This is a genomic window from Vagococcus hydrophili, from assembly GCF_011304195.1.
Taxonomy (GTDB): domain Bacteria; phylum Bacillota; class Bacilli; order Lactobacillales; family Vagococcaceae; genus Vagococcus; species Vagococcus hydrophili.
Genome location: NZ_CP049887.1, coordinates 1,323,766 through 1,344,689, shown reverse-complemented (window position 1 = coordinate 1,344,689; position 20,924 = coordinate 1,323,766). Strand labels below are relative to the sequence as shown.

17 protein-coding genes are annotated in these 20,924 nt (G+C 34.5%); 6 read left to right on the top strand and 11 right to left on the bottom strand.

Annotated elements, in window-relative coordinates:
• Positions 1-49: 49 nt before the first annotated feature.
• The 9 genes from G7082_RS06825 to G7082_RS06785 form a co-directional block, all read right to left on the bottom strand.
• A complete protein-coding gene (locus tag G7082_RS06825) occupies positions 50-2,953 on the bottom strand; it encodes a MucBP domain-containing protein (RefSeq protein WP_166034369.1) in 2,904 nt (967 codons plus the stop codon).
• 849 nt (positions 2,954-3,802) lie between these two features.
• Positions 3,803-4,816: a DUF916 domain-containing protein gene (locus tag G7082_RS06820; RefSeq protein ID WP_166034368.1), complete on the bottom strand. Its 1,014-nt coding sequence runs from the start codon at positions 4,814-4,816 to the stop codon at positions 3,803-3,805.
• 22 nt (positions 4,817-4,838) lie between these two features.
• On the bottom strand, positions 4,839-5,528 hold the full coding sequence (lepB, locus tag G7082_RS06815) for a signal peptidase I (RefSeq protein ID WP_166034367.1): 690 nt from the start codon (positions 5,526-5,528) through the stop codon (positions 4,839-4,841).
• 18 nt (positions 5,529-5,546) lie between these two features.
• A complete protein-coding gene (locus G7082_RS06810) occupies positions 5,547-6,212 on the bottom strand; it encodes a hypothetical protein (RefSeq protein WP_166034366.1) in 666 nt (221 codons plus the stop codon).
• A 19-nt stretch (positions 6,213-6,231) separates the two neighbouring features.
• Positions 6,232-7,290 carry a WxLIP family cell surface protein gene (locus G7082_RS06805; RefSeq protein WP_166034365.1) on the bottom strand — a complete coding sequence of 353 codons (1,059 nt, stop codon included), beginning with the start codon at positions 7,288-7,290 and terminating at the stop codon, positions 6,232-6,234.
• A gap of 145 nt (positions 7,291-7,435) precedes the next feature.
• Positions 7,436-8,248, bottom strand: a complete 813-nt coding sequence (locus G7082_RS06800) for a WxL domain-containing protein (protein WP_166034364.1) — start codon at positions 8,246-8,248, stop codon at positions 7,436-7,438.
• A 26-nt stretch (positions 8,249-8,274) separates the two neighbouring features.
• Complete coding sequence (locus G7082_RS06795; protein WP_238842698.1) at positions 8,275-9,087, bottom strand: WxL domain-containing protein; 813 nt, start codon at positions 9,085-9,087, stop codon at positions 8,275-8,277.
• A complete protein-coding gene (locus G7082_RS06790; protein ID WP_166034363.1) occupies positions 9,080-9,412 on the bottom strand; it encodes an LPXTG cell wall anchor domain-containing protein in 333 nt (110 codons plus the stop codon). Before G7082_RS06790 ends, G7082_RS06795 begins: the two co-directional genes overlap by 8 nt.
• Positions 9,413-9,432: 20 nt before the next feature.
• Positions 9,433-12,876, bottom strand: coding sequence for a pectate lyase-like adhesive domain-containing protein (locus G7082_RS06785; protein ID WP_166034362.1), 3,444 nt, complete (start codon positions 12,874-12,876; stop codon positions 9,433-9,435).
• 418 nt (positions 12,877-13,294) lie between these two features.
• On the opposite strand from G7082_RS06785, the gene G7082_RS06780 reads away from it, so the two are divergent.
• From G7082_RS06780 to G7082_RS06755, 6 genes are all read left to right on the top strand, one after another.
• Positions 13,295-13,975, top strand: a complete 681-nt coding sequence (locus G7082_RS06780; RefSeq protein ID WP_166034361.1) for a metal ABC transporter ATP-binding protein — start codon at positions 13,295-13,297, stop codon at positions 13,973-13,975.
• The gene (locus tag G7082_RS06775) at positions 13,948-14,766 is read left to right on the top strand and encodes a metal ABC transporter permease (protein ID WP_166034360.1); all 819 of its coding nucleotides are present in this window, start codon (positions 13,948-13,950) and stop codon (positions 14,764-14,766) included. Before G7082_RS06780 ends, G7082_RS06775 begins: the two co-directional genes overlap by 28 nt.
• Before the next feature lie 256 nt (positions 14,767-15,022).
• Positions 15,023-16,309, top strand: a complete 1,287-nt coding sequence (locus tag G7082_RS06770) for an anaerobic C4-dicarboxylate transporter family protein (RefSeq protein WP_166034359.1) — start codon at positions 15,023-15,025, stop codon at positions 16,307-16,309.
• A 183-nt stretch (positions 16,310-16,492) separates the two neighbouring features.
• Positions 16,493-17,323, top strand: a complete 831-nt coding sequence (gene purR, locus G7082_RS06765) for a pur operon repressor (RefSeq protein WP_166034358.1) — start codon at positions 16,493-16,495, stop codon at positions 17,321-17,323.
• Between the two features lie 111 nt (positions 17,324-17,434).
• Positions 17,435-18,808 (top strand): bifunctional UDP-N-acetylglucosamine diphosphorylase/glucosamine-1-phosphate N-acetyltransferase GlmU, encoded by a 1,374-nt coding sequence (glmU, locus tag G7082_RS06760; RefSeq protein WP_166034357.1) that lies wholly within the window; start codon positions 17,435-17,437, stop codon positions 18,806-18,808.
• A 94-nt stretch (positions 18,809-18,902) separates the two neighbouring features.
• Entirely contained in the window at positions 18,903-19,871 is a 969-nt protein-coding gene (locus G7082_RS06755) for a ribose-phosphate diphosphokinase (protein WP_166034356.1), read from the top strand.
• Positions 19,872-20,085: 214 nt separating this feature from the next.
• Here the strand turns inward: G7082_RS06755 and G7082_RS06750 are convergent, their stop codons facing one another.
• Positions 20,086-20,172, bottom strand: coding sequence for a type I toxin-antitoxin system Fst family toxin (locus tag G7082_RS06750; RefSeq protein WP_166036036.1), 87 nt, complete (start codon positions 20,170-20,172; stop codon positions 20,086-20,088).
• A 76-nt stretch (positions 20,173-20,248) separates the two neighbouring features.
• The gene (mscL, locus tag G7082_RS06745) at positions 20,249-20,692 is read right to left on the bottom strand and encodes a large conductance mechanosensitive channel protein MscL (RefSeq protein ID WP_166036035.1); all 444 of its coding nucleotides are present in this window, start codon (positions 20,690-20,692) and stop codon (positions 20,249-20,251) included.
• Positions 20,693-20,924 lie beyond the last annotated feature (232 nt).

Sequence of the window (20,924 nt, the reverse complement as noted above, 5' to 3'; positions counted from 1 at the left end):
TGTCATCATTCCAACACCTTTTGCACATTTAATTACAATGACAGAAACGCTACTCTGCTTCTAGCACTGTCCAACGAATTTTCCCAACGTATGTTCCTTTGCTTAACTTATCTGTCGATTTGACGTTTAGTTTGATTCCGTTACTTCCTGGTTTAGTTCCCCAAGAATCTGAAACCACGACATTGTTAGTTTGCTGGGTATTTTCGTAAATTGGTTTAGCTGCTGAAGATAAAGTAATATCGTCTGTATCTGTTTTGTACTTAACTTCAGATGGTAATACTTTTGTGCCGTCTTTTAATGGTTCTTCTAAAGTTGCTTGAAGTGTCCATTTTTTAGCACCATGTCTTGTATCTGCTACTTCTAGTTTTCCTTTGATTTTAGGATCTTCCACTCGTTGATTTTTAGCTAAGTAATCCACTTTACCAAAATCAATTTCAGTTGGTCCTTCTACAATTCTCAAACTACCTGTCACTTTGGTTAAACTATCTTTTTTCGCTTTGACAATACTTTCGTAAGAATCATTTGCCTTACTTGTATTGAGCTTGTAAGTATTTTTAACTTCTGTGCCGTACTTGATTTCACTATCTGTTACTGCGTCTGCCTTCACTTTTGTATCAAAAGTCAGGGTTAGGTTTTCTGTATCAGCTAGTTTCGTGCCACTTTTCAGTTTCACTGTAAAGAAATCAGAGTATTCGGAAACATCACCTGTCACGTCTTTTTTATCATCTGTGACGAGTTTGATATTTTTAGGCTTTTCAGCATGCTGATTGGCATCTTTAGTATGAATAGTAATCAAGAAATCACTTGAATAGTCATTCACTTTTTGATTCGTGCCATAAGACATTAAACTATTAATTTTTGCTGTGATGTTGACTGGGTCTGTTTGAGTGGCTGTACTTTGAGCCGCTTTAATGCTGACATCCATGTGGTTTGGTTCGTAGTTGAATTTCACCACAGCTGGTTTCGTTGGCATTTCAAACTCAATCTCGTCTTTAACAACAGGGACTTCTTTGCCGTCAACTGTTACATTAACGAGTTTGTAACCTGGGACTTTCTCCACTTTGACTTTATGTTTATCCCCAACTTTAACTTCTTCTGTTTTGTTGTCTAAAATTGAGCGATTCGCATTTTTAATATCTAAGTATTGAATCGTCACAGGATGTTGATCTAATTCGTAAACGAAGTAGATGTTTAATTCTTTATCCGTTGATGGGAACGTTCCTTTGACCGGATCGTACTTACCAGAATCATCCATCTTCACAAATTTGTAATTAGGAATTTGTTTCTTCTCCTCTGTAAAGTCATAAGCTTTGGTTTCAAACCCTTTTCTCAACTCAGGATCAGAAATTTTCACGCCATTTTGATCAACGTAGTGAAGATTGGCTTTACGTTCGTTCAGAACTACGACAGGTACTGTAAATGTTTTTTCAATGCCTGTTTTTGTTCCAACTAAGGTAATCTTCACTGTGTCTGAATTACCGCTTGGGTTAAAGACTTTGTTTTCCACTGATTTGATTTTCAGCACATCCTCTGGGTATGCCCCTTTGATGTTGTTGAAATAATCAGTGATTGCTTTTTTATCCCAACCGTCAGTGTTAGAACCTCTGGCTACAGTTTGGGTGATTGGGGTAGCGGATATACCAGCTTTTAATTTTGCATCAGCTTTAGCAACTGCTGATGTGTTGTCATTAGTTTGATAGTACGCACTAGCAGGTACTTTATAGTAGCCAGTTGCTTTATCGTAGTAGTTACCTTTAGTATCCTCGAAAGATGGTTTTAGCTTGGCATTTAGTTTTATTCTGTATGAATTATCTACAAATGATTCTCTAGAAAGAGTTGAACTATCCACACTAATCTTAATTTGGTTACTTTCTGGAATTCTTTGAGAAATTCTAAAATTAGAAGTAGCATCTTCACCATTAACGTCCTTAACATTCATTCCGACTGTATTCACATCTACTTCATTATCAAATTGAACTGTCAAATTATAGTATCTAGGATAAAATTCTGTTTTCAATTGCTCAGGCATATCCTGAATAACAATATATTCAATATTTCTAGAATCACCATCTTCTGTAGTAAGTCCCATCACTTCAGGATAAGGTAACTCCATTTTTGTAATAGGGTTTAGTTCATATTTCAGATAAGCTGCAGATCCCTTCAAAGTAGTCATCGTTGTCTTAAATTCACCATTTTTTAAATCTAATAGGTTCGTAAGGTTAGTTGTATACGGTTCTGAATTTACAGTCCCAAATGGCACTATTTGCTTAATATTACTATTAGTTTTATATTGAATTGTTGAATCATCATAAACATACATCGCTTTAGAATCTTCTACATCTAGCGTTATAGATTTAAAACTATTGATCCTTTTGTAATTCCAAGTTCCTTTATAATTTTTCACTTTTTGTTCAGTTCCATGATAGAGAAATTCATATTTAAACAATACGTCTGTGTTTTTCCCTCCACCTTTGTTACTAAAATACAAAAATTCTTTTTGTTCCTTTTTATTACCTTTATAAGAAGGAACAAATAAATCTACGCTACCACTTCTATCTGCTGACCCAAGGCTCACTCGTAAATCAATATACTCTCCTTGAAAAATCGCAATTTTATTCAATCTAACAGAACTACTTTCCTCTGGTGTACTTTTCATATAATCTTTATTAAAAGTTACAGTTGGTTTCCCAGTAGCTTGTCTGTATCGACTATTATTTCTTTCATCGCTAGTAGTTCCTTTAAAGGTATAATACATATCATCTGTTAACCTTAACAGCGTAGAATACTCTCCGGGAATTGGCTTTCCGTCAGTCGTCAGACCAGTATCATTATTCACAGTATTAATTCCAGGATAATCTCTTAACCACGGCTCCGCCTCCGCCTTAACTCCAACAACCGCTACACTAAAGAACAGCAATAACGAACCTATTCTTGCTATTGTTTTCTTTCTCATTTATATCCTCCTTTCCTCTAGTTTTTATCATCTAAATTGCTCATTAATTCATTAGTTGAACGTTGAACCATTTTAGACTGATTAACTCCTTTTGTAGCTAGTTAACCTTTATAAAAAACATCTCTTTTGTGAAAAAAGAGATACTTCCTATACTTGATCCATATAGAAACTGTCGTACATTTATTCATAGTTCTATCTACTTTAGAAACTTTTATTTACAAGAAAGTTACCCTATTCACATGATTAACATGATATATCCATAGAGTTTCTAAAAAAGTTACTAAGTAGATTAAGGAAATACTTATTAGTCATTACTGTGACACTAATTTACATTTCCTTTACAAATCCCATTATATTATACAGGTTATTTTTTTCAACCCGTTTTTTAAAATTGATACATAAACGGTTCTTTTATGAACAAAATAGTCAGCAGGCGGAATTGTGGCTATTTTTATACAAAAATATTATTTTTAGTTATTATTTAGTTTTATTATTATTTTTTAATGATAAGATAACAAAAAATATATCAAAACACATATTATTCGTTCTTTAAACATAAATTAAATTTAAACCAACTAAAGATACACACATATATATATTAGATTATTAAATAACTTTTGTAATAAAAAAATATACTAATTGATTTATTTAAAAAGCAATATTCTTAATTTTCTCTAATTTTTACCTTGTTATCTTATTTCTGTTTTTCATTTTTTATATGGAAATAAAAAAGATGAAAAAAACTTTTTTGTTTTATAATTTTTCGCTAAGAAACGAACAGTGTTTTCGTTTCCATTGCGTCTCTATTTTCCTTGCACTTTTTCAAAAAAATAAGAGACTGACAAAATATCAGTCTCTTTTCTTCCTATTTAATAAATAAAATATTCCTACGGTTAAACCAATGAATGATGTCACAACCAATACAATAATTAACCAATTAACCTTCTTTTCTTCTGGCGTTTCATCAATGAATACATCTTTTTTCTTTTGATTCTCCTTACTCACTTTAAAAGCACCCTCAAAGGTCCAATTTTGATCGTTCATAGTTAGAGTAGTCTTAGTTCTATAATCACCAATCGGAAGTTCCTCTGTGCCGTTTAAGGGCAACACCAACGTACTATTCGGTGCGAAGCGGTAATCTTCTACTTTGAATGTATTAATCACCTTATCCGTTTCTTTTCCCATCAATGTTGTTTCTATTTTAACCTTTGAAGCAATCAAAGATTTTTCATTGTTGATTGTTGTAAAAGCACCTTGTTCATAGTCAGTGCCAGAAGACGTAAATTCCGGTGTTACTACCTCTTCATTTTCTTTTAAGGACACTGAGTAAACATACGAATATTCATTCTTCAGTGAAGCACCTGTTTCTGCCTTTTTATCATCTGATTTTTCTAATTCTTTTAATTCAATCCCACCTAGAATAAGTCCTTCAAATTCTTTTTTGGGAATATTCAGTTTAAACTTCAAATCTTTCGTCTCATGAGCTTTCAGCTTCACTTGTGTTGGAAACTCAATCATATCATTAATTGATAGGTTGTTTTTCCCTACTAACTTTTCTTTATTCGCTCCGTAATTGATAATTCCAGAAGAACTTGTTGTCGCATTACTCACGCTAACTTGGACAACCACTTCTTTATCAGACTCATTAGTTAGCTTAGTCACCAATGTTTGCTTGTCACCTGGTTTAACTTTTAATTCAAAATAAGAATTGTCACTAATTTGATTTTTCGGAATAACATTTTCATACGAAAAGTTTAATCCCTTACTCGATTCAGCAGAAACTTCATTAGCTGTCACTGCAAAAAAGAAGCTACATAGGGTAAATAATATCAAACTGAATCTTACATTTTTTTTATTTTCCATTCTCTCGTATCCTTAAAAATTATTAAAAGACCTTAAATTTTGCAATAGGAAAAATCCGAAATTGAACTTTACCTATAACATTTTTTTTTGAGACAAAGCCATAATACCTACTGTCTGTAGCACTTTTCCTGTTATCTCCTAAGACAAAATAAGTGTCTTTTGGTACTTCTTTTTTACCTGCGATATCCTCTAGTGTAAAGTCATCTGTTAAGACCATAGATTTCATCATCTTTTTCTTTGAGGCAAGGTACTTTTCAGCTTTTCCTTCCCCATTAATGAATAGTTCATCGCCTTTAAACTCGATGACATCTCCTGGTACACCTATTACTCTTCTAATAGAGTTGTCTTTACCATTAGTTGGACTTTTCATATAGACTAAATCAAATCTACTTATTTTTTGCCTTCTACTAACCGCCACTACATCCTTGTTATTCAATGTAGATATCATCGAATAGCCATCCATTTTCCCAAGCGTAAAAAACACAGAAAAGGCAGTAATATAAATTAAAACAGAACAAAATATAGCTAATACAATTTTTATGGCCTTACTCTTTCTTTGCTTTATTTTTCTTTTTTTACTGTTTCTATGCTTTTTAGTGCTATGACTTTTTGTTTTCTTTTTTACTTTTTTAATCTGTGGATGCTTTTTTTTTGATTTTTTAGAACTACTATTCGTTTTTCTTTTATGACTTTTTTTATGATGTTCACTCATAGTTAGTCATCCTTATCACTATTTTTTCTCTTTCAAAGAGGCTTCGTCAATTTTATAGTAAGTAATTACTTTTTTCTGTGCGTTTCTAACGGTTTTAATGTCGTCTAAATACTCATCTTGTTTCTTTTTATCTTTTTTCAATTCCGAAAAATTCTGAGAACTTACATTAACACCTAATTGTCCAATCCGAGCGTAGTATTGATTTAGAAGAATCTGTGCTTCCTCAACACTTCTATCACTACCTCTTTTTGAAGCAAATGAAGAGGTTGAAACAGCTAGCGTATGGATGTTATCTGATACTTTCTTGTCGTCTTCTTTACCAATATTTTTAATTTGTTGTTCTAATTGTTCAAGTAAATAATAACCATAAACAATATTATCCGTGTCTTGCTCACTAATTGTTGTTGACTGGTAGTATTTGGCATAGCCTGTAGCCCCACCAATAATAAGTGTTCCCAACAAACTAAATAAGATATATCTCATCTTTTTAGATTTATTATTTTCAAGCAAGCGACGCTGTTTTTTCCAACTTCTTCTTTTCTTGCGATCTTTTGGCTTATTAATCTCTAAGGTTTTTAGTTCTTTTTTTACTAAAATAAATTGAATAATAGAAGTAATCATCAAAATAAAAAGTAAGATAGAAATGGCAATACCCGCTATTAATATAATTTCAAACTTATCCATCTACTCTCCTACTTTCTCATTACTTTCCTTTTGATGATTTTTTCTTAGCTTTTTTTCCTTTTTGGGGTGTTTTCTTTTTCGTCACTTTTAAGATAACCACAACAATCACAACTAATAAGATAACGCCACCGACAATTAAAGCGATCATTTTCCAATTCAATCCTCTTTCTTGGACTAGATAAGGATCTTGTTGATTAAATTTGTCAGCTTCTTCTTTGGTAATCGTGAAGTTTTTGCTCCACTTCCACTCTTTGTCATATCCTTTTAAAACTACATTAGCCGTAAAATCACCTGGCTTCATTCTGTCTCCGTCCATAGTTACTGGGAACGATAATAATGAATTAGGTGCGATAGAAACATCGGCACTTTTCTTTTGATACAAGACTTCTTTTTTTCCTTTTTCAGTAATTTCAGCATTAAGAGTCATCCCCTTAGCTAAAAAGGCTTGTGTACTCCCAATATCTAAAAATACAGCATTACGATAATTGGCTAATCCTGCTTTAGCACTTCTTAAATCAAAATCAGGTTTCACTTCTTTATCCGTCATATGTAATGTCACTCCGAATAAAAAAGCAAATTTATTCGTAACAAGTGCGCCATTTTCTTCTGTTTTCCCCATGTCTTTTCCTTTTTCCATTAACTGAATACCACCAGTCACAACCCCGTCGTAACTAGTTTCTGGCATAGTAATATCTAGGACAAGATTTTCTTTACTTTTTCCCGGAATCTTAACTTCAGCTGGTACTTTTACTAGGTCAGCTAAATCATATTTCATACTTTTATCTTTTTTAAAAGTATTTGGTCCATATTCTAAACCACCACTACCATTTGTTCTTGCCCCTGATAGTTTAACTTCGATTGTCGTTTCTTTTTCGCCTAGATTTTCTAAAACAACGTTTACTTTTTGCTTTTGACCTGGTTTCATCATTAAATTTAATGGTTCTCCAGATGTTATTTGATTCTCCGGATGCTGTACTTTTTTGGTGAAGCCTCCAGCATCAGCAGAAGCAAATATCGGATAACTAATAAATAATGCGATAAAACCAATAAACAAACTAAATTTCTCTATTTTTCTCACTTAAAATCCCCGCTATTCTTTATATAATGTTGAAAAATCCTACATCCTCATTATAATTGACTAAAAGAAACCTTGCAATATAAAAAGAAAAGTACTAAAGGATTATTTAGCACTTTTCTCTATAATTCGTTCGTTTATTTATTTCTTAAAGTTCAGCCATTGTCCAAGTAATTTCAGCTTCATACTTTTTACCAGCTTGTAATGGAGTGTTAGCAGGTACAGTTAATTCTACTGATTTGTGAGAAGTTTTAGTATCTTCTGTGAAACCATTAGCATTTTCAGCATCCGCTGCAGGACGACCATACTCAACAGTGTAAGTACCAAAACCTTTACCTTTTTCAGCATTAGCCATTACTTTTGATTCATCTAATTTTAAAACGTTACCAGCTACTGTTTTTACTTGATCACTTTCAACCATACCAGTTGCTGTTTTCATACTTACGTAAGGATTGTTATAAGCGATTGTAGCGCCATTTAATGTTGATTTACCTGTTGTAAATTGTTTAGATAATTTAGCAGATAATGTCCAACCAGCTGCAATACCTTCGTCGTTAAGAGTACGTTTATCAGTTACTTGTACCCAGTTACCACGTTTTACATCAGTGCTTACACCATTAATATCTTTTTTGTATGTTGCTTCAGCCGCATTGTACTTACCTTGATTTGTAGTGATTTTAGCTTTACCGTCTGCGCCATCGCCTTTAAAGTTTAATTGTGAAATAAAGTCAACACGTAAAGATCCAGCTTTATCATTTTTTTCACCTGGTGGGTCAACGATTGGAGTAACAATTTCAGGGTCAATCGGATCTACTGGGCCGTTATCTTCCACATATTCAATTGTACCTTTTCCATTTAATTCTTTTGCTTCTTCTACTCCTGCTGCTAATACAGATGGAGCTAATAAAGTTAAACCTAATGTTGCTACTGCTGCTGTTGTTACTAATTTTGTCGATTTCATTATACTATTTCCTCCTATTTTTTTATCTATGATAGCTCAGACAACGTCCAAGTTAGCACGGTTTTATATTTTACCGGGTCCTTTTGTATTGCTCCAGGTACAAATAATTGTATCCCTGAATTTTTATAAATGGGTTTATTATTGAATGAAGCATCAGTGACCGGTTTACCGTCTGCATTCAATAATGGGCTTAGAGTCTTTTCTTGACCTTCCACCTCCCCTGTTGATCCAAAAGGAATTACCCACGTTCCAGCACCTTTGCCTTGTTCGGCTTTGGCAATTGGGTAACTTGCGCCAACTTCATCCATCTTAATGGCATCTTTCATAACTGTTGGCTGCGTGTCTTTTGGCATCGTTGAATTTAACCACTGTTTATCAAAGGATAATACTGCACCCTTTAAAATCTTCGTTTTGTCCTTTTGACTTTCAAAAGGCGTGTCTTGTTTCACAGACACTTCCCAACCATCCAAAGTCCCTCGATTATCTGTTATTTGAATGTAATTAGGTCTTGCTGGTGTATCATCCATAAATAGCTGGGCGTTAACACTGTACACCATATCTTTTTTAGATATTTCTTGTGCTCCAAAGTGGAACGCAGGAATCATATCAAATCTTAGTAAACCAGTTGTTTTTGTATACTCTGTCCCTGGATCAACCACTTTTTCTGGATGTTCTGGATCAACTGGCGGTGTTTCAATATCTGATGTTTCATAGGTGATATTGCCTTTCCCAGTTAAGTTTTTTGCATCTTCTGCTGCTAATGATTGGTAGAACGGTGTTAATGATATACCTAGTAACGATAGTGAGATGATTGTTGCTATTTTTTTATTTTTACTCATCCACATCACCTACTTTTCTTCGTTTAACTCCTACCACAAACACCAAACTAAGAATACTCAAACCTAAAAGATAACTAAAATTAGACGTTGTTTCTCCTGTCTTAGGCAATAAACGCTTGATGCCTGTTGGTTTGATTTCAGGTTTTTTTGTTTCTGGAAGAACTGGTTTAACTTTTTCAGGTGTCGGTTCATAAAACTCAATATCAGCAGTATTTTGACCTTCATTTGCTTTTTTATCTGCAAAAGCTTTCGTTGATACTCCTACTAATCCAACCAACATTACCAATAGTAGGCAGGATTTCCATAATAATTTTTTATTTCTCATTTTATTTACTCTCCTACCTTTTATTGCGTATTTTCCAAGCTCCATCTAACCGAACCAACATATGTCCCTGTTTGAGGAATTTTAGAAGCTTTCATTTTAAGACCATCTTTATTTTCAGCTTTTTCCCAACCATCTGAAATGTTGAACTCTTCATCAAGAGAAACTAAATCACTATCATTTGATTTATAAGCTACTTCCGGTTGCCCAACTTTTAAAATATGATCTGTATCTTGATATCTCATATTCAATGAGTTTGGTAATGTGTATGCTCTACCATTTTTTCGGAAGGTCATATCTTCTGTTAGAGTCACATTCACTTGCCATTTTTTATCTTTTAATGTGTCTTTAACGATTAACGGTTTGTCAATGCTTGTCTTATCCCCACCATCTACACCAATTGTTTTCTGATAATCAATTAATTTAGTGTTAGAGAAGGTGATTTTTTCAGGTGCTGATGAGATTAATAGTTCACCGATGACATCTCCACCCGGACTTAGAGCTTCATTTGATGTAGCAGAAACTTCTAAATATTCGCCTGGTTTAGATGAATCTTGTTCAGCACTGTATCCTGAAATTTTACCGGTGTTTTTAATTGTATTTTTTACAGACTCTGGTGTAACTTTCGTTGGGAATTCAATCACAACTTTGTCTCCTGGAAGTACGTATCCATACTTATTACTTCCTTCATAACCAAATTTATTATATTTATTTTCAGTATCATTTTTACTTCTATCACCGACACCTACTGTTAAGAGTCTTGAATTCTGATCGTATTCAACTATCGGATTTTGGATAGGTGTTCCTCCAGATTTACTTAAATCAATATCACCCATGTTTGCTGTGAACTTGCCATCACTACCTACTATATTATCCGGATATCTCTGTGGCCATCCTTGAGCATCACCTGTTGTGTACTTCCAAACTTTCACATCTTCTTTTTTAAATGTTAAATAATCTGGTATTTTATCAGTAATTTTAGCATTGTATAAAATCCGTTCTAACTCTTCCCCTGATTTCCCAGGAATCTGCACAGCAACGCGATAAGATAACGTATTATTTACTTTAGTTATTTTACCTTTCCAATCTGCTTGCGTGATTGGTGATCCATCACTTTGTGGGATTTGATTCCCTTTATCATCTTTTGTTAATGCTCTTGCCACTTTGTTTATTTTAGGCATTGGTGGTTCTACTTCTTTAACAACTAATATTGTAGCCGCTTTGAATTTAGCATCACTATAATTAGAATCATCTTTAGGATTAATATTTCCTGTAGCAGAGTTAGTCGCTGGAATTCTATTTGCTGGTAAGTACGCTAAATTTTTCTCTTCAGCAAGTTTCTTATCTGATACAATTTGCGGTGCATTATCTTGTAAGAATATTTGTACTTTATCGTTTTTCTTCAATCGTTTATCAGGAATAGAAACAGACCACTTTCCATCGGCACCAACAGTTGTTGCGATATCATTTTGTTTCACATCATTAATTGTAACTGTTAATTTACTACCTGGTTCTCCTGTACCTGTTAAATTTTTAGATACTGTTGTCACAGAATTATCTACTTTTGCTGGTTCAGGAGGCGTTGCATCTACAACTTTTGTTGATGCTTTTTCACCGTCTCTATATCGTTGATTGTTGCTATCTACTCTAAAAGGAACTCCCGATACTTCTTGTCCAGCTATTTGGAAACCTTTTTTATCGTGATTAGCACCAGTCCAATATAAATAACTATCGGCTTCACTTTTAGCTGTATATTTATTACCTAATGTATCAGTAAAATCAGCTTTTGCAATTCTATTTCCATCCGCATACACTGGTATTACTTTTGCATCTCCATTCTCATCAAACGGATCTGACCCTCCTAATGGGACATACCCTAATAAAATTCGAGCTTTTTGACTAGCATCTGCATCTGTCACTGGTTCCCACAATAATTCAGGTTCAGAATTAAAACCAGAAATTCGCTTGAATTGATTTCGAACGTATCCATTGCTCAATTTGGGATCTGAACTAGTTACTTGTCCATTTGCTCCTACAGGTACTACAGAAAACAGCGTAACATTATTCGTATCTATATCTGGAATGCCATCAATTTGTGTTGCGTTTTTCCAAAGAGATATATCTGAATTAACGATGTTAAATCCATTAGTCCCAGTCGCTTGCCCTAAGAAAGGACTATTAACCAGATTTCGAATATCAAAAGCATCTGGATTATCTAAAGTAAACGTTCCATTAAGATTATTACCATAATCTACATTTCCACTTGCTTTGCTATTAGTTCCTACAACGTACAACTCTGATCCTTTAGCCATTTGGAAACTTGTATTCTTAGGTGAATTTCCGGCTGTTACATTGGCTGAATTACTCATTGACACTGTAGGTTCTCCTGATGATCGCGAAAGAAGGTTGACTTTAGAGCCAGTTTCGCCAATAAATTTTGCACCCTCAAGATTAAAAGATACTGCAGTTCCTGGAATATTAGCATTATATGTTGCATTTTTACCTACTCTTAATTCCTTATACCATTCAAAAACAGCTGGAAACGTTTTACTTGTATCTCTAGTATTATTTAAATATACAAACGAACCTTCCCCAATATCAAAATTTTGAGTACCTGTCAAATACGCTTTATTTGCATTAGAATTAGACACACCGTCAGGACCAATTCTAAACCATACAGTTGAGAAATTATTAATTGTATTTTCACCTCTATAATATGAATAAGGTTCTATTGTAATTCCACCTGTGTAAAAATTCTCAGCTCCAGTAACGATATAATTATATCCCCACATACTTGTTTCTGCTAAACAACCATTGATTAGTCTACCGCCGACTTGCGTTCCTCCTTTACTTCCCTTTGGAGTAATCAAATTTCCAATTCGGTACCGCCATATGCCTCTTCGTCCACTAAAACGTCCGCCTGTGCCTTCTAATCCAGAATTTCCGTTTATAAATGCCCAATAATTACCTCCATATGTAGCACCATCTGCTCCATTGACTACTTCAATATCATGTATGTGAAATAAAGGAGTATCTGAGAAATTTTTAGTGAATTGATTCATAGTAGCTAAACCTTCTGTATTTAAAGTTCCTTGTAACATTGTTAGTTTGTTTCCCTGTCCGTCTATCTCTATTGACTCAGTTCTAGATAAATGCTGACCACTTGGGGCTGTAATATCATTTTTCATTCTTATTTTTGAGATGTTATTACTAGAAAACGCATTTTTAAATTGATCCCATGTGGTAACCGTTACCGCATTCGTCTCTGGTTTAAAATTATATTTATTATTCCAAGCCTCATTCTGTTGCTTATTTAAGTCATCATATTTAGATTGATACTGAATTTTTGTCATTGATCCAGCTATTCTTTCTACCTTTTCTGCTTTAGCAGATAAAGGTAGTATCCACAATATACCTAAAACTACTAATAGACATATACCGTTTTTTTTATTAAGAAACTGTCGCATTACTCCACATCTCCTTTTCCCTTTTTATCTTCTTACTTTACTTTTAGAATTCATTTTTTATTTAAATATACATAATAACTTATTTTTATTTTACAAATAGTTACATCCATCTTTAATAGTCACTTACAAATACATTTTACATCAAAAAAAACATATTTCAATAGATTGTTTCATAAACCCACTTTCTTCTTCTTTATTTTTACATTAAAAGATCTTTATATGAAAAAAATAAACAATTACACATTGTTAAACTTTTATGATTAGAAAAAATCACTTAATTTTTAAAGCTAATAAATATAAGTCGATTTATTTTTTTGTGAAATATTATCAACTTCTTGCCCTTTCCCCCATATCATGTTACAATTTCTCTTGCCTCAAAATGTAACGGTTACGATTTAAAAAAGAAAGGAATCTTCCTATGAAATATATTGATGTTAAAGGATTAACTTTTTACTACGGTGAAGAACCTGTCCTTCAGGATATTTCTTATCATGTGAATGCTGGTGAGTTTGTCATCTTAACTGGTGAGAACGGCGCGGCGAAATCCACCTTGATTCGAAATACTTTAGGCCTTTTAACACCTGCTAAAGGTGATATTACGATTTCTTCTACTAATATAGAAGGAAACAAACTAAAAATTGGCTATAGCCCCCAACAAATTGCCTCATTTAATGCTGGTTTTCCCAGTACAGTTTTAGAAATGGTTGAGTCTGGTCGCTTTAGTCGTGGCAAGTGGTTCAAGCGTTTGAACCAAACAGATCATGAGCATGTGGAGAAAGCCTTAAAGTCTGTGAATATGTGGGAGATGCGCCATAAACGAATTGGCGAATTATCCGGTGGACAAAAACAACGTATTTGTTTAGCACGGATTTTTGCATCTGACCCGGATTTATTTATTTTAGATGAACCAACGACTGGGATGGATGAGGCGTCACGTCGCTCTTTCTATAAATTACTGCGTCACAGTTCTCATGTGCATCAAAAAGCGATTTTAATGATTACTCATGATCACGAAGATATTAAAGAATACATGGATCGTCATATCCAGTTAGTTAGAAAGGAGGACACAGAATGGAGATGTTTTCATATGAATTCATGATACGTGCCCTCATTGCCGCTTCATTCATGGCAGTGATTGCCCCACTTTTAGGTGTCTTTCTCGTTCTTCGTCGTCAGTCACTTTTAGCAGATACCTTGTCTCACGTTTCCTTAGCAGGGATTGCTTTAGGTTTCTTCATTAATATGAACCCTACCATCACCACTTTAATTGTAGTGGTAATCTCGGCGTTGGCGTTAGAATATATTCGCAAGCTGTATAGCTCTTATTCAGAAGTTTCCACTGCTGTTTTAATGTCTGGTGGCTTGGCTGTTGCTCTTGTTTTAATGAATTTAAACAAAGGTGAGTCTCAAATGAATATCCAACAATATTTATTTGGTTCGATCATTACGATTAATTGGGATCAAGTGAAGATATTAGGCATTTTAATGGTGGTTGTCCTTGTACTCTTCACCTTCTTAAAGCGTCCAATGTACGTTTTAACCTTTGATGAAGATACTGCACACGTGGACGGTTTACCTGTTAGCTTACTTTCGACATTGTTTAATGTGATTACAGGTGTCGCGATTACGGTAATGATTCCGATTGCTGGTGCTTTACTGGTTTCCGCAATTATGATTTTACCAGGGACGATTTCTATGAAACTTGGTCGAACATTTAACTGGGTGATTATTATTAGTATTATTGTTGGCTTTATTGGGATGATTTCCGGATTGATTGGTTCTTATCAACTGGATACACCACCTGGGGCGACGATTACGTTAGTCTTTATTTTTATCTTCATTCTTGTTAATGTGATGGAAATTTTGAAAAAGAAATCCACCAAAAAATAAATATCTTTTTTAACAGATTACCTCTATGCGACCCAAAACTCGCATAGAGGTTTTTTTATACATATATTCAGGTTTCTGTTGTCTATGTTTTCGTTCATTTAATTATACTTATTGTTATTTGATAACGCTTTTAAGTGTGTTAAAGTTTAACTATATTAGATGATGTTCTGTTATTTATATCATCCTATCATTCTGGTAACAGGACATATATCTAATATTATTGACTAGTAATTAATTATAAAAAGGAGGAATTTTTATGGTTTTATTATTAATCGAAATATTGATTATGTCCTGTACAATTATTTTAGGTCTGGTTAAAGGAGGAACGCTTGGTTCTGGGGTAGCTTCTGTTGTTGCACTTTTTATTATGTTATTTGTTTTCCATTTACCACCCTCAGCACCCCCTGTAACGGCTGTCCTCATCATTATCTCCATTGGTATCGCTAGTGGGGCGCTTCAAGCTTCTGGGGGAATGGATTACATGATATCCATTGCCACCAAAATTATTCGCCGATTTCCAAAAATTATCACCTTAGTCGCTCCTCTTGTTTGTTTTATTTTCGTTTTTGGTATGGGAACTGCCATGATTAGTTTATCTTTAGAGCCGATCATTGCTGAAACTGCCACAAAATCAAAAGTAAATCCAAAAGGTGCTCTAATCAGTTCCGTTTTAGCTTCCAACATGGCGCTATTATGTAGCCCGGCCTCTTCTTCTACTGCTTTTGTCATCATGCTTTTAATGCCGTTTGGTGTTTCTCTTGTGACTTACTTAGGTATCGTTTTACCTTCGACTTTAGCTGCAATTGTTATTTTAAGTCTGATTCTTATGGCATTAGAGAAAAAAACGCCTTTCGACGAAAGTGTCCTAGACGAATACGAAGCGTCAACGATTGCCACATCTCACTCTAAATCAGCAAAATACTCTACTTTTGTTTTTCTTGGCTGTGTGTTCTGTATTATCCTCTTTGGTTTAATGCCGGATTTACTGCCTCAATACAAAGTAGATGATAAAGTCGTTAAAATTGCCGCTTCTGATTTAGTTCAAATGTTTATGTACCTATCTGCTGCGATTAATATTCTAGTTTTCAGTGTGAAATCAAAAACCATTTTAGCAACCTCTGCAGTTAGAAACGCTCTCGGTGCCGCTTTGATTGTTCTTGGTCTTGGTTGGGTCGGCGCAACGGTCTTTGGCTCTCCTGGTAATCAAGTCGTTCTTCAAACAACGATTGGTCAGATTTTAGCAAGTAACCCTTGGGTAATTATTTTGATTTGTGGGTTTGTCGCTATGATTGTCGGAGCTCAAACTGCTGTTGCAGCAATTGTTTTCCCACTAGCTTTAAGTTTAAATATCTCGCCGATTACATTAATCATTATTGTTCAATGTTTGAATATTAATTTCATCATTCCAGCACAACCAACCTTGCTTTTAGCCTGCGAGCTAGATAAAACAGGACGAACGAAACCATTTAGCTTCATTATTCCAGGTTTCGCGATTACTGCCTTCTCCATTATCCTATCTTACGGACTCACATTGTTTATTTAACGCTCCATTACAATAAACATAAATAAGGATTGCCTTACTCTTTTTCTAAAATAAAAGATAAGGTCATCCTTATTTTTGTTTTATTTACCGAACATTTTCTTTTATTTTTCAAAAATACTTTGTTTTTTACTTCAAACATACTATAATGGTTAATAATACTTAATCTAATGAAGGAGTTGTACTATGAAGATAAAACGAAGTGAACGATTGATCGATATGACCGCTTATATTTTAAGCCACCCGCACACTCTGACTCCTTTAACTTTTTTTGTAAAAAAATATGAGTCAGCCAAATCATCTATTAGTGAAGACTTAACAATTATTAAAAAAACCTTTAAAGACCGTGGTTTTGGAACCCTAGAAACAGTGGCAGGTGCTGCTGGTGGGGTTATTTTCACCCCTGAAATTCCTTTTGACACTGCCCGTGAAATGGTGGATGGTTTATGTGAGCGTTTATCAGAACAAGATCGTTTATTACCTGGTGGGTATGTTTATCTTTCTGATTTACTTGGTGAACCACAATTATTAAAACAAATTGGTCAAATTATTGCCTCTCAATATGTAGGAAAAGAAATTGATGCTGTTATGACAGTAGCGACAAAAGGTGTACCAATTGCGCAAGCTGTGTCACATTACTTAAATGTTCCTTTCGTTATCGTACGTCGCGATTCTAAAATTACGGAAGGCTCAACCGTTAGTGTCAACTATGTCTCAGGTAGTTCTGAGCGCATCGAAAAAATGGAATTATCAAAACGTAGCTTAAAACGTGGTTCACGTGTTCTTGTAGTGGACGATTTCATGAAAGGTGGCGGAACAGTTAACGGAATGACTGCTTTGATTGAAGAATTCGAAGCTGAACTTGTGGGTATCACTGTTTTTGCTGAATCAACTTTCAGCGGTCGTCGCATGATTGAAGATTACACATCACTATTATGTGTGAAAGATGTGGATACTAGAACGAAGAATATTACAGTTGTTCCTGGTAATTATTTTGAAGAGGCTGACAACAAATAAATTGGTCTAGTCCTAGAAATACACAAAGAGCTTGTCTTTCAAGCTCTTTTTTTGGTACAATGAACTGAAAACTTTAGTTTAGTCTGAATGAAAATAAGGAGTGTTAAATAAGTGGAAAATCGTTATGCAATTATTTTAGCAGCTGGTAAAGGGTCACGTATGAAGTCTTCTTTATATAAAGTTCTTCATCCAGTTGCAGGAAAACCAATGGTTGAGCACGTTATTGAGCAAGTAGAAGCAATTAACGTAGATGAAATTGTCACTATTGTCGGATTTGGTGCTGAAATGGTGAAAGAGCATGTGGGTAACCGTTCAGAATACGCTTTACAAAAAGAACAATTAGGGACAGGACACGCTGTTCTTGCAACGGCTGATTTATTAAAAGATAAAAAAGGAACTACCCTTGTCATTTGTGGTGACACACCTCTTTTAACTTCTGATACATTAAGCAAATTGGTTCAACATCACGAAGAAACAAAAGCTAAAGCAACGATTCTTTCTGCTGTAGCAAAAGATGCGTCTGGTTATGGTCGTATTATTCGTAACGATAAAAACTTAGTTGAGAAAATCGTTGAGCACAAAGACGCTTCTGAAGCTGAATTGTTAGTTAACGAATTTAACACGGGAACTTATTGTTTTGATAATGAATTTTTATTCGAAGCTTTAAATAATGTTGGCAATGACAACGCTCAAGGCGAGTACTACTTACCTGACGTGATCAGTATCTTGAAAAATCAAGGTGAAATCGTGACAGCTTTCGTGATGGATTCAGAAGATGAGTCTATGGGAATCAACGACCGTGTAGCACTTGCTAAAGCCAACCAAATTATGACGGCTCGTATTAACGAAGATCATATGCGCAATGGAGTAACGTTTATTGACCCAAGTACGACTTATATCGAAAGTGATGTTGTAATTGGACAAGATACTCTAATCGAACCTGGTGTGGTATTACGCGGTCAAACGGTCATTGGTGATAACTGTCTTGTTAGTGCCAACTCAGATATTTCAAATTCAACCCTTGGCAACAACGTTAAAATTTATTCTTCAACGCTTAAAAATGCCATCGTTAAAGACGGCGCTGACGTGGGCCCTTATGCTCACTTACGTCCAGAAGCGATTATTTCTGAAAATGCTCATATTGGGAACTTTGTAGAAATTAAAAAGGCAACGGTTGGTGAAGGCTCTAAAGTCGGACATTTAACTTATGTGGGAGATGCGACGTTAGGAAAAGATATTAATGTGGGTTGTGGCACTGTTTTTGTTAACTATGACGGAAAAAATAAATTCCATACAACGATTGGCGATCACAGCTTTATTGGCAGTGGTACCAATTTAATTGGACCAGTCACAATCGGTACTAACAGCGCGACTGCAGCCGGCTCGACCATTACTGAAGATGTCCCTGATGACGCCCTTGGAATTGCTCGTAGTCGTCAATCAAATTTAGATGGTTATTCTAAAAAAATGCCATATAACGAATAAAAAGATAGGAAATCACTTGATTTATTCGTAAAAAATGACTACTATTTAGGTGGAAGAATAATCACAGTTATAGAAATAGAAAGCGGAGGTCCTCATGTCTAATCATTACTTTGATCCAAGACTAAAAATATTTTCATTAAACTCAAATAAACCACTTGCAGCTAAAATTGCAGACGCGGTTGGAGTAGAATTAGGAAAGTCTGAAGTGAAACAATTCAGCGACGGTGAGATTCAAATCAATATCGAACAAAGTATCCGTGGTGGTCACGTGTACTTAATCCAATCAACAAGCAACCCAGTAAATGACCATTTAATGGAGTTACTAATTATGATTGATGCTCTTAAACGCGCGAGTGCTGAAACAATCAACGTTGTTATGCCGTATTACGGTTACGCACGCCAAGATCGTAAAGCTCGTTCTCGTGAACCAATCACAGCTAAATTAGTAGCTAATATGCTAGAAAAAGCTGGAGCGACTCGTATGTTAACTCTTGATTTACATGCGTCTCAAATCCAAGGTTTCTTTGATATCCCAGTGGATCACTTAATGGCTGCTCCATTACTTGCTGATTACTTTAAAGATCATGGTTATGAAGGCGATGACGTTGTTGTTGTTTCTCCTGATCACGGTGGAGTAACTCGCGCTCGTAAATTAGCAGAAAGCTTGAAATCACCGATTGCTATTATTGATAAACGCCGTCCAAAAGCAAATGTTGCTGAAGTAATGAACATCATCGGGGAAGTAAAAGGTAAAAAATGTGTCTTGATTGACGACATGATTGATACTGCTGGAACAATTACGCTTGCTGCCGAAGCATTAAAAGAAAAAGGCGCAACTGAAGTTGTTGCATGTTGTACTCACCCTGTCCTTTCAGGTCCTGCGATTGACCGAATTGATAATTCTTCAATCGAAAAATTAATCATCACAGATTCAATTCTTTTACCTGAAGATAAAAAATCAGATAAAATTGAAATCGTAAGTGTTGGTGAATTAATGGGAGATGCCATCAAACGCATCCACGAAAACAAACCAGTAAGTCCACTTTTCGAATCAAAAAAATAAGTATGACGTCACGAAAATTATTTATTTAATTTTCGTGATTTTTTTATTTTCTTTTGAGACGCTACTCTTTAATGACTAGCTAACTCCAAATAGTCATATGATTGATAATATGATATAATGAATTTGCAGATAGAGTACATTTATAGCACTAATCCCCAAGAGAGGTAGGATTCTCTTGGGGATTTTTTGTGGGCTAATGTCGCCACTATTTTCTTTACTTCTTGTTTAGACTATTTAGCCAATAATCAAATAAAGTCACAATTAAACCTACAAGAAGGGGGCAGATTAGATATTCGTACATTTATAGCACCTCCCTCAGTCGCAAAAACTATAGGATGGGCGACAACCTTATTATATCATTAAAAAAATACGTCAGACTATTTGTCTGGCGTATTTTTGTTGTTGTTTTCTTGTTGAGCTTTTAATAAGTCACGAATATCATTTAGAATAGCTTCAGACGTTTCTGGTTCCACTTCTTCCTCTTCAACCTCTTCTTCTTTTTTCGGAACAATCTTGTTAGCTTTGTTCACTGCTTTAATGATTAAAAATAAAACAAATGCGGTAATCAAGAAAGTAATCACTGCTGAAATCACTGAACCGTAATCAAATTTTACTCCGTTAACATCTAAAATCATACCTTTTGTTGCATCTTTCATATCCTTCGATTTAGTAATCCATTTGATTACTAAATTAATCAAAGGTGTAATTATATTGGCAGTTAACGCTGTTACGATACTCGTAAACGCTCCCCCAATAATTACCCCGACTGCTAAATCTAGAACACTTCCTCGTGAAATAAATTCTTTAAACTCTTTTAACATACGCATCACTCTCCCCTTTTTGTTTATTATACAAAAACAAGTGTTAATTTTCATTTATTTTGATTTGACATGTAACCTATTTGTAATATATGATAAGATATTGTAAAGATAGAAAAAAGATGTCGTTTATTGCAAACCTTAATCTTTTATTAAAATTGTATTTTTCATTTTAAAATCTAGCTTTTCCCTACCAATATCGAATGATTTTTGGTACTCTAGTGGGTGTATCTTA

Excerpts from the sequence above, each read along its gene's own strand:
- purR (WP_166034358.1), top strand. The coding sequence starts at position 16,493 with ATGAAGATAAAACGAAGTGAACGATTGATCGATATGACCGCTTATATT.
- G7082_RS06810 (WP_166034366.1), bottom strand. The coding sequence starts at position 6,212 with ATGGATAAGTTTGAAATTATATTAATAGCGGGTATTGCCATTTCTATC.
- G7082_RS06825 (WP_166034369.1), bottom strand. The coding sequence starts at position 2,953 with ATGAGAAAGAAAACAATAGCAAGAATAGGTTCGTTATTGCTGTTCTTT.
- G7082_RS06770 (WP_166034359.1), top strand. The coding sequence starts at position 15,023 with ATGGTTTTATTATTAATCGAAATATTGATTATGTCCTGTACAATTATT.
- G7082_RS06780 (WP_166034361.1), top strand. The coding sequence starts at position 13,295 with ATGAAATATATTGATGTTAAAGGATTAACTTTTTACTACGGTGAAGAA.
- G7082_RS06750 (WP_166036036.1), bottom strand. The coding sequence starts at position 20,172 with ATGTACGAATATCTAATCTGCCCCCTTCTTGTAGGTTTAATTGTGACT.
- lepB (WP_166034367.1), bottom strand. The coding sequence starts at position 5,528 with ATGAGTGAACATCATAAAAAAAGTCATAAAAGAAAAACGAATAGTAGT.
- G7082_RS06775 (WP_166034360.1), top strand. The coding sequence starts at position 13,948 with ATGGAGATGTTTTCATATGAATTCATGATACGTGCCCTCATTGCCGCT.
- mscL (WP_166036035.1), bottom strand. The coding sequence starts at position 20,692 with ATGTTAAAAGAGTTTAAAGAATTTATTTCACGAGGAAGTGTTCTAGAT.
- G7082_RS06785 (WP_166034362.1), bottom strand. The coding sequence starts at position 12,876 with ATGCGACAGTTTCTTAATAAAAAAAACGGTATATGTCTATTAGTAGTT.
- G7082_RS06755 (WP_166034356.1), top strand. The coding sequence starts at position 18,903 with ATGTCTAATCATTACTTTGATCCAAGACTAAAAATATTTTCATTAAAC.
- G7082_RS06800 (WP_166034364.1), bottom strand. The coding sequence starts at position 8,248 with ATGAAATCGACAAAATTAGTAACAACAGCAGCAGTAGCAACATTAGGT.
- G7082_RS06820 (WP_166034368.1), bottom strand. The coding sequence starts at position 4,816 with ATGGAAAATAAAAAAAATGTAAGATTCAGTTTGATATTATTTACCCTA.
- G7082_RS06795 (WP_238842698.1), bottom strand. The coding sequence starts at position 9,087 with ATGAGTAAAAATAAAAAAATAGCAACAATCATCTCACTATCGTTACTA.
- G7082_RS06790 (WP_166034363.1), bottom strand. The coding sequence starts at position 9,412 with ATGAGAAATAAAAAATTATTATGGAAATCCTGCCTACTATTGGTAATG.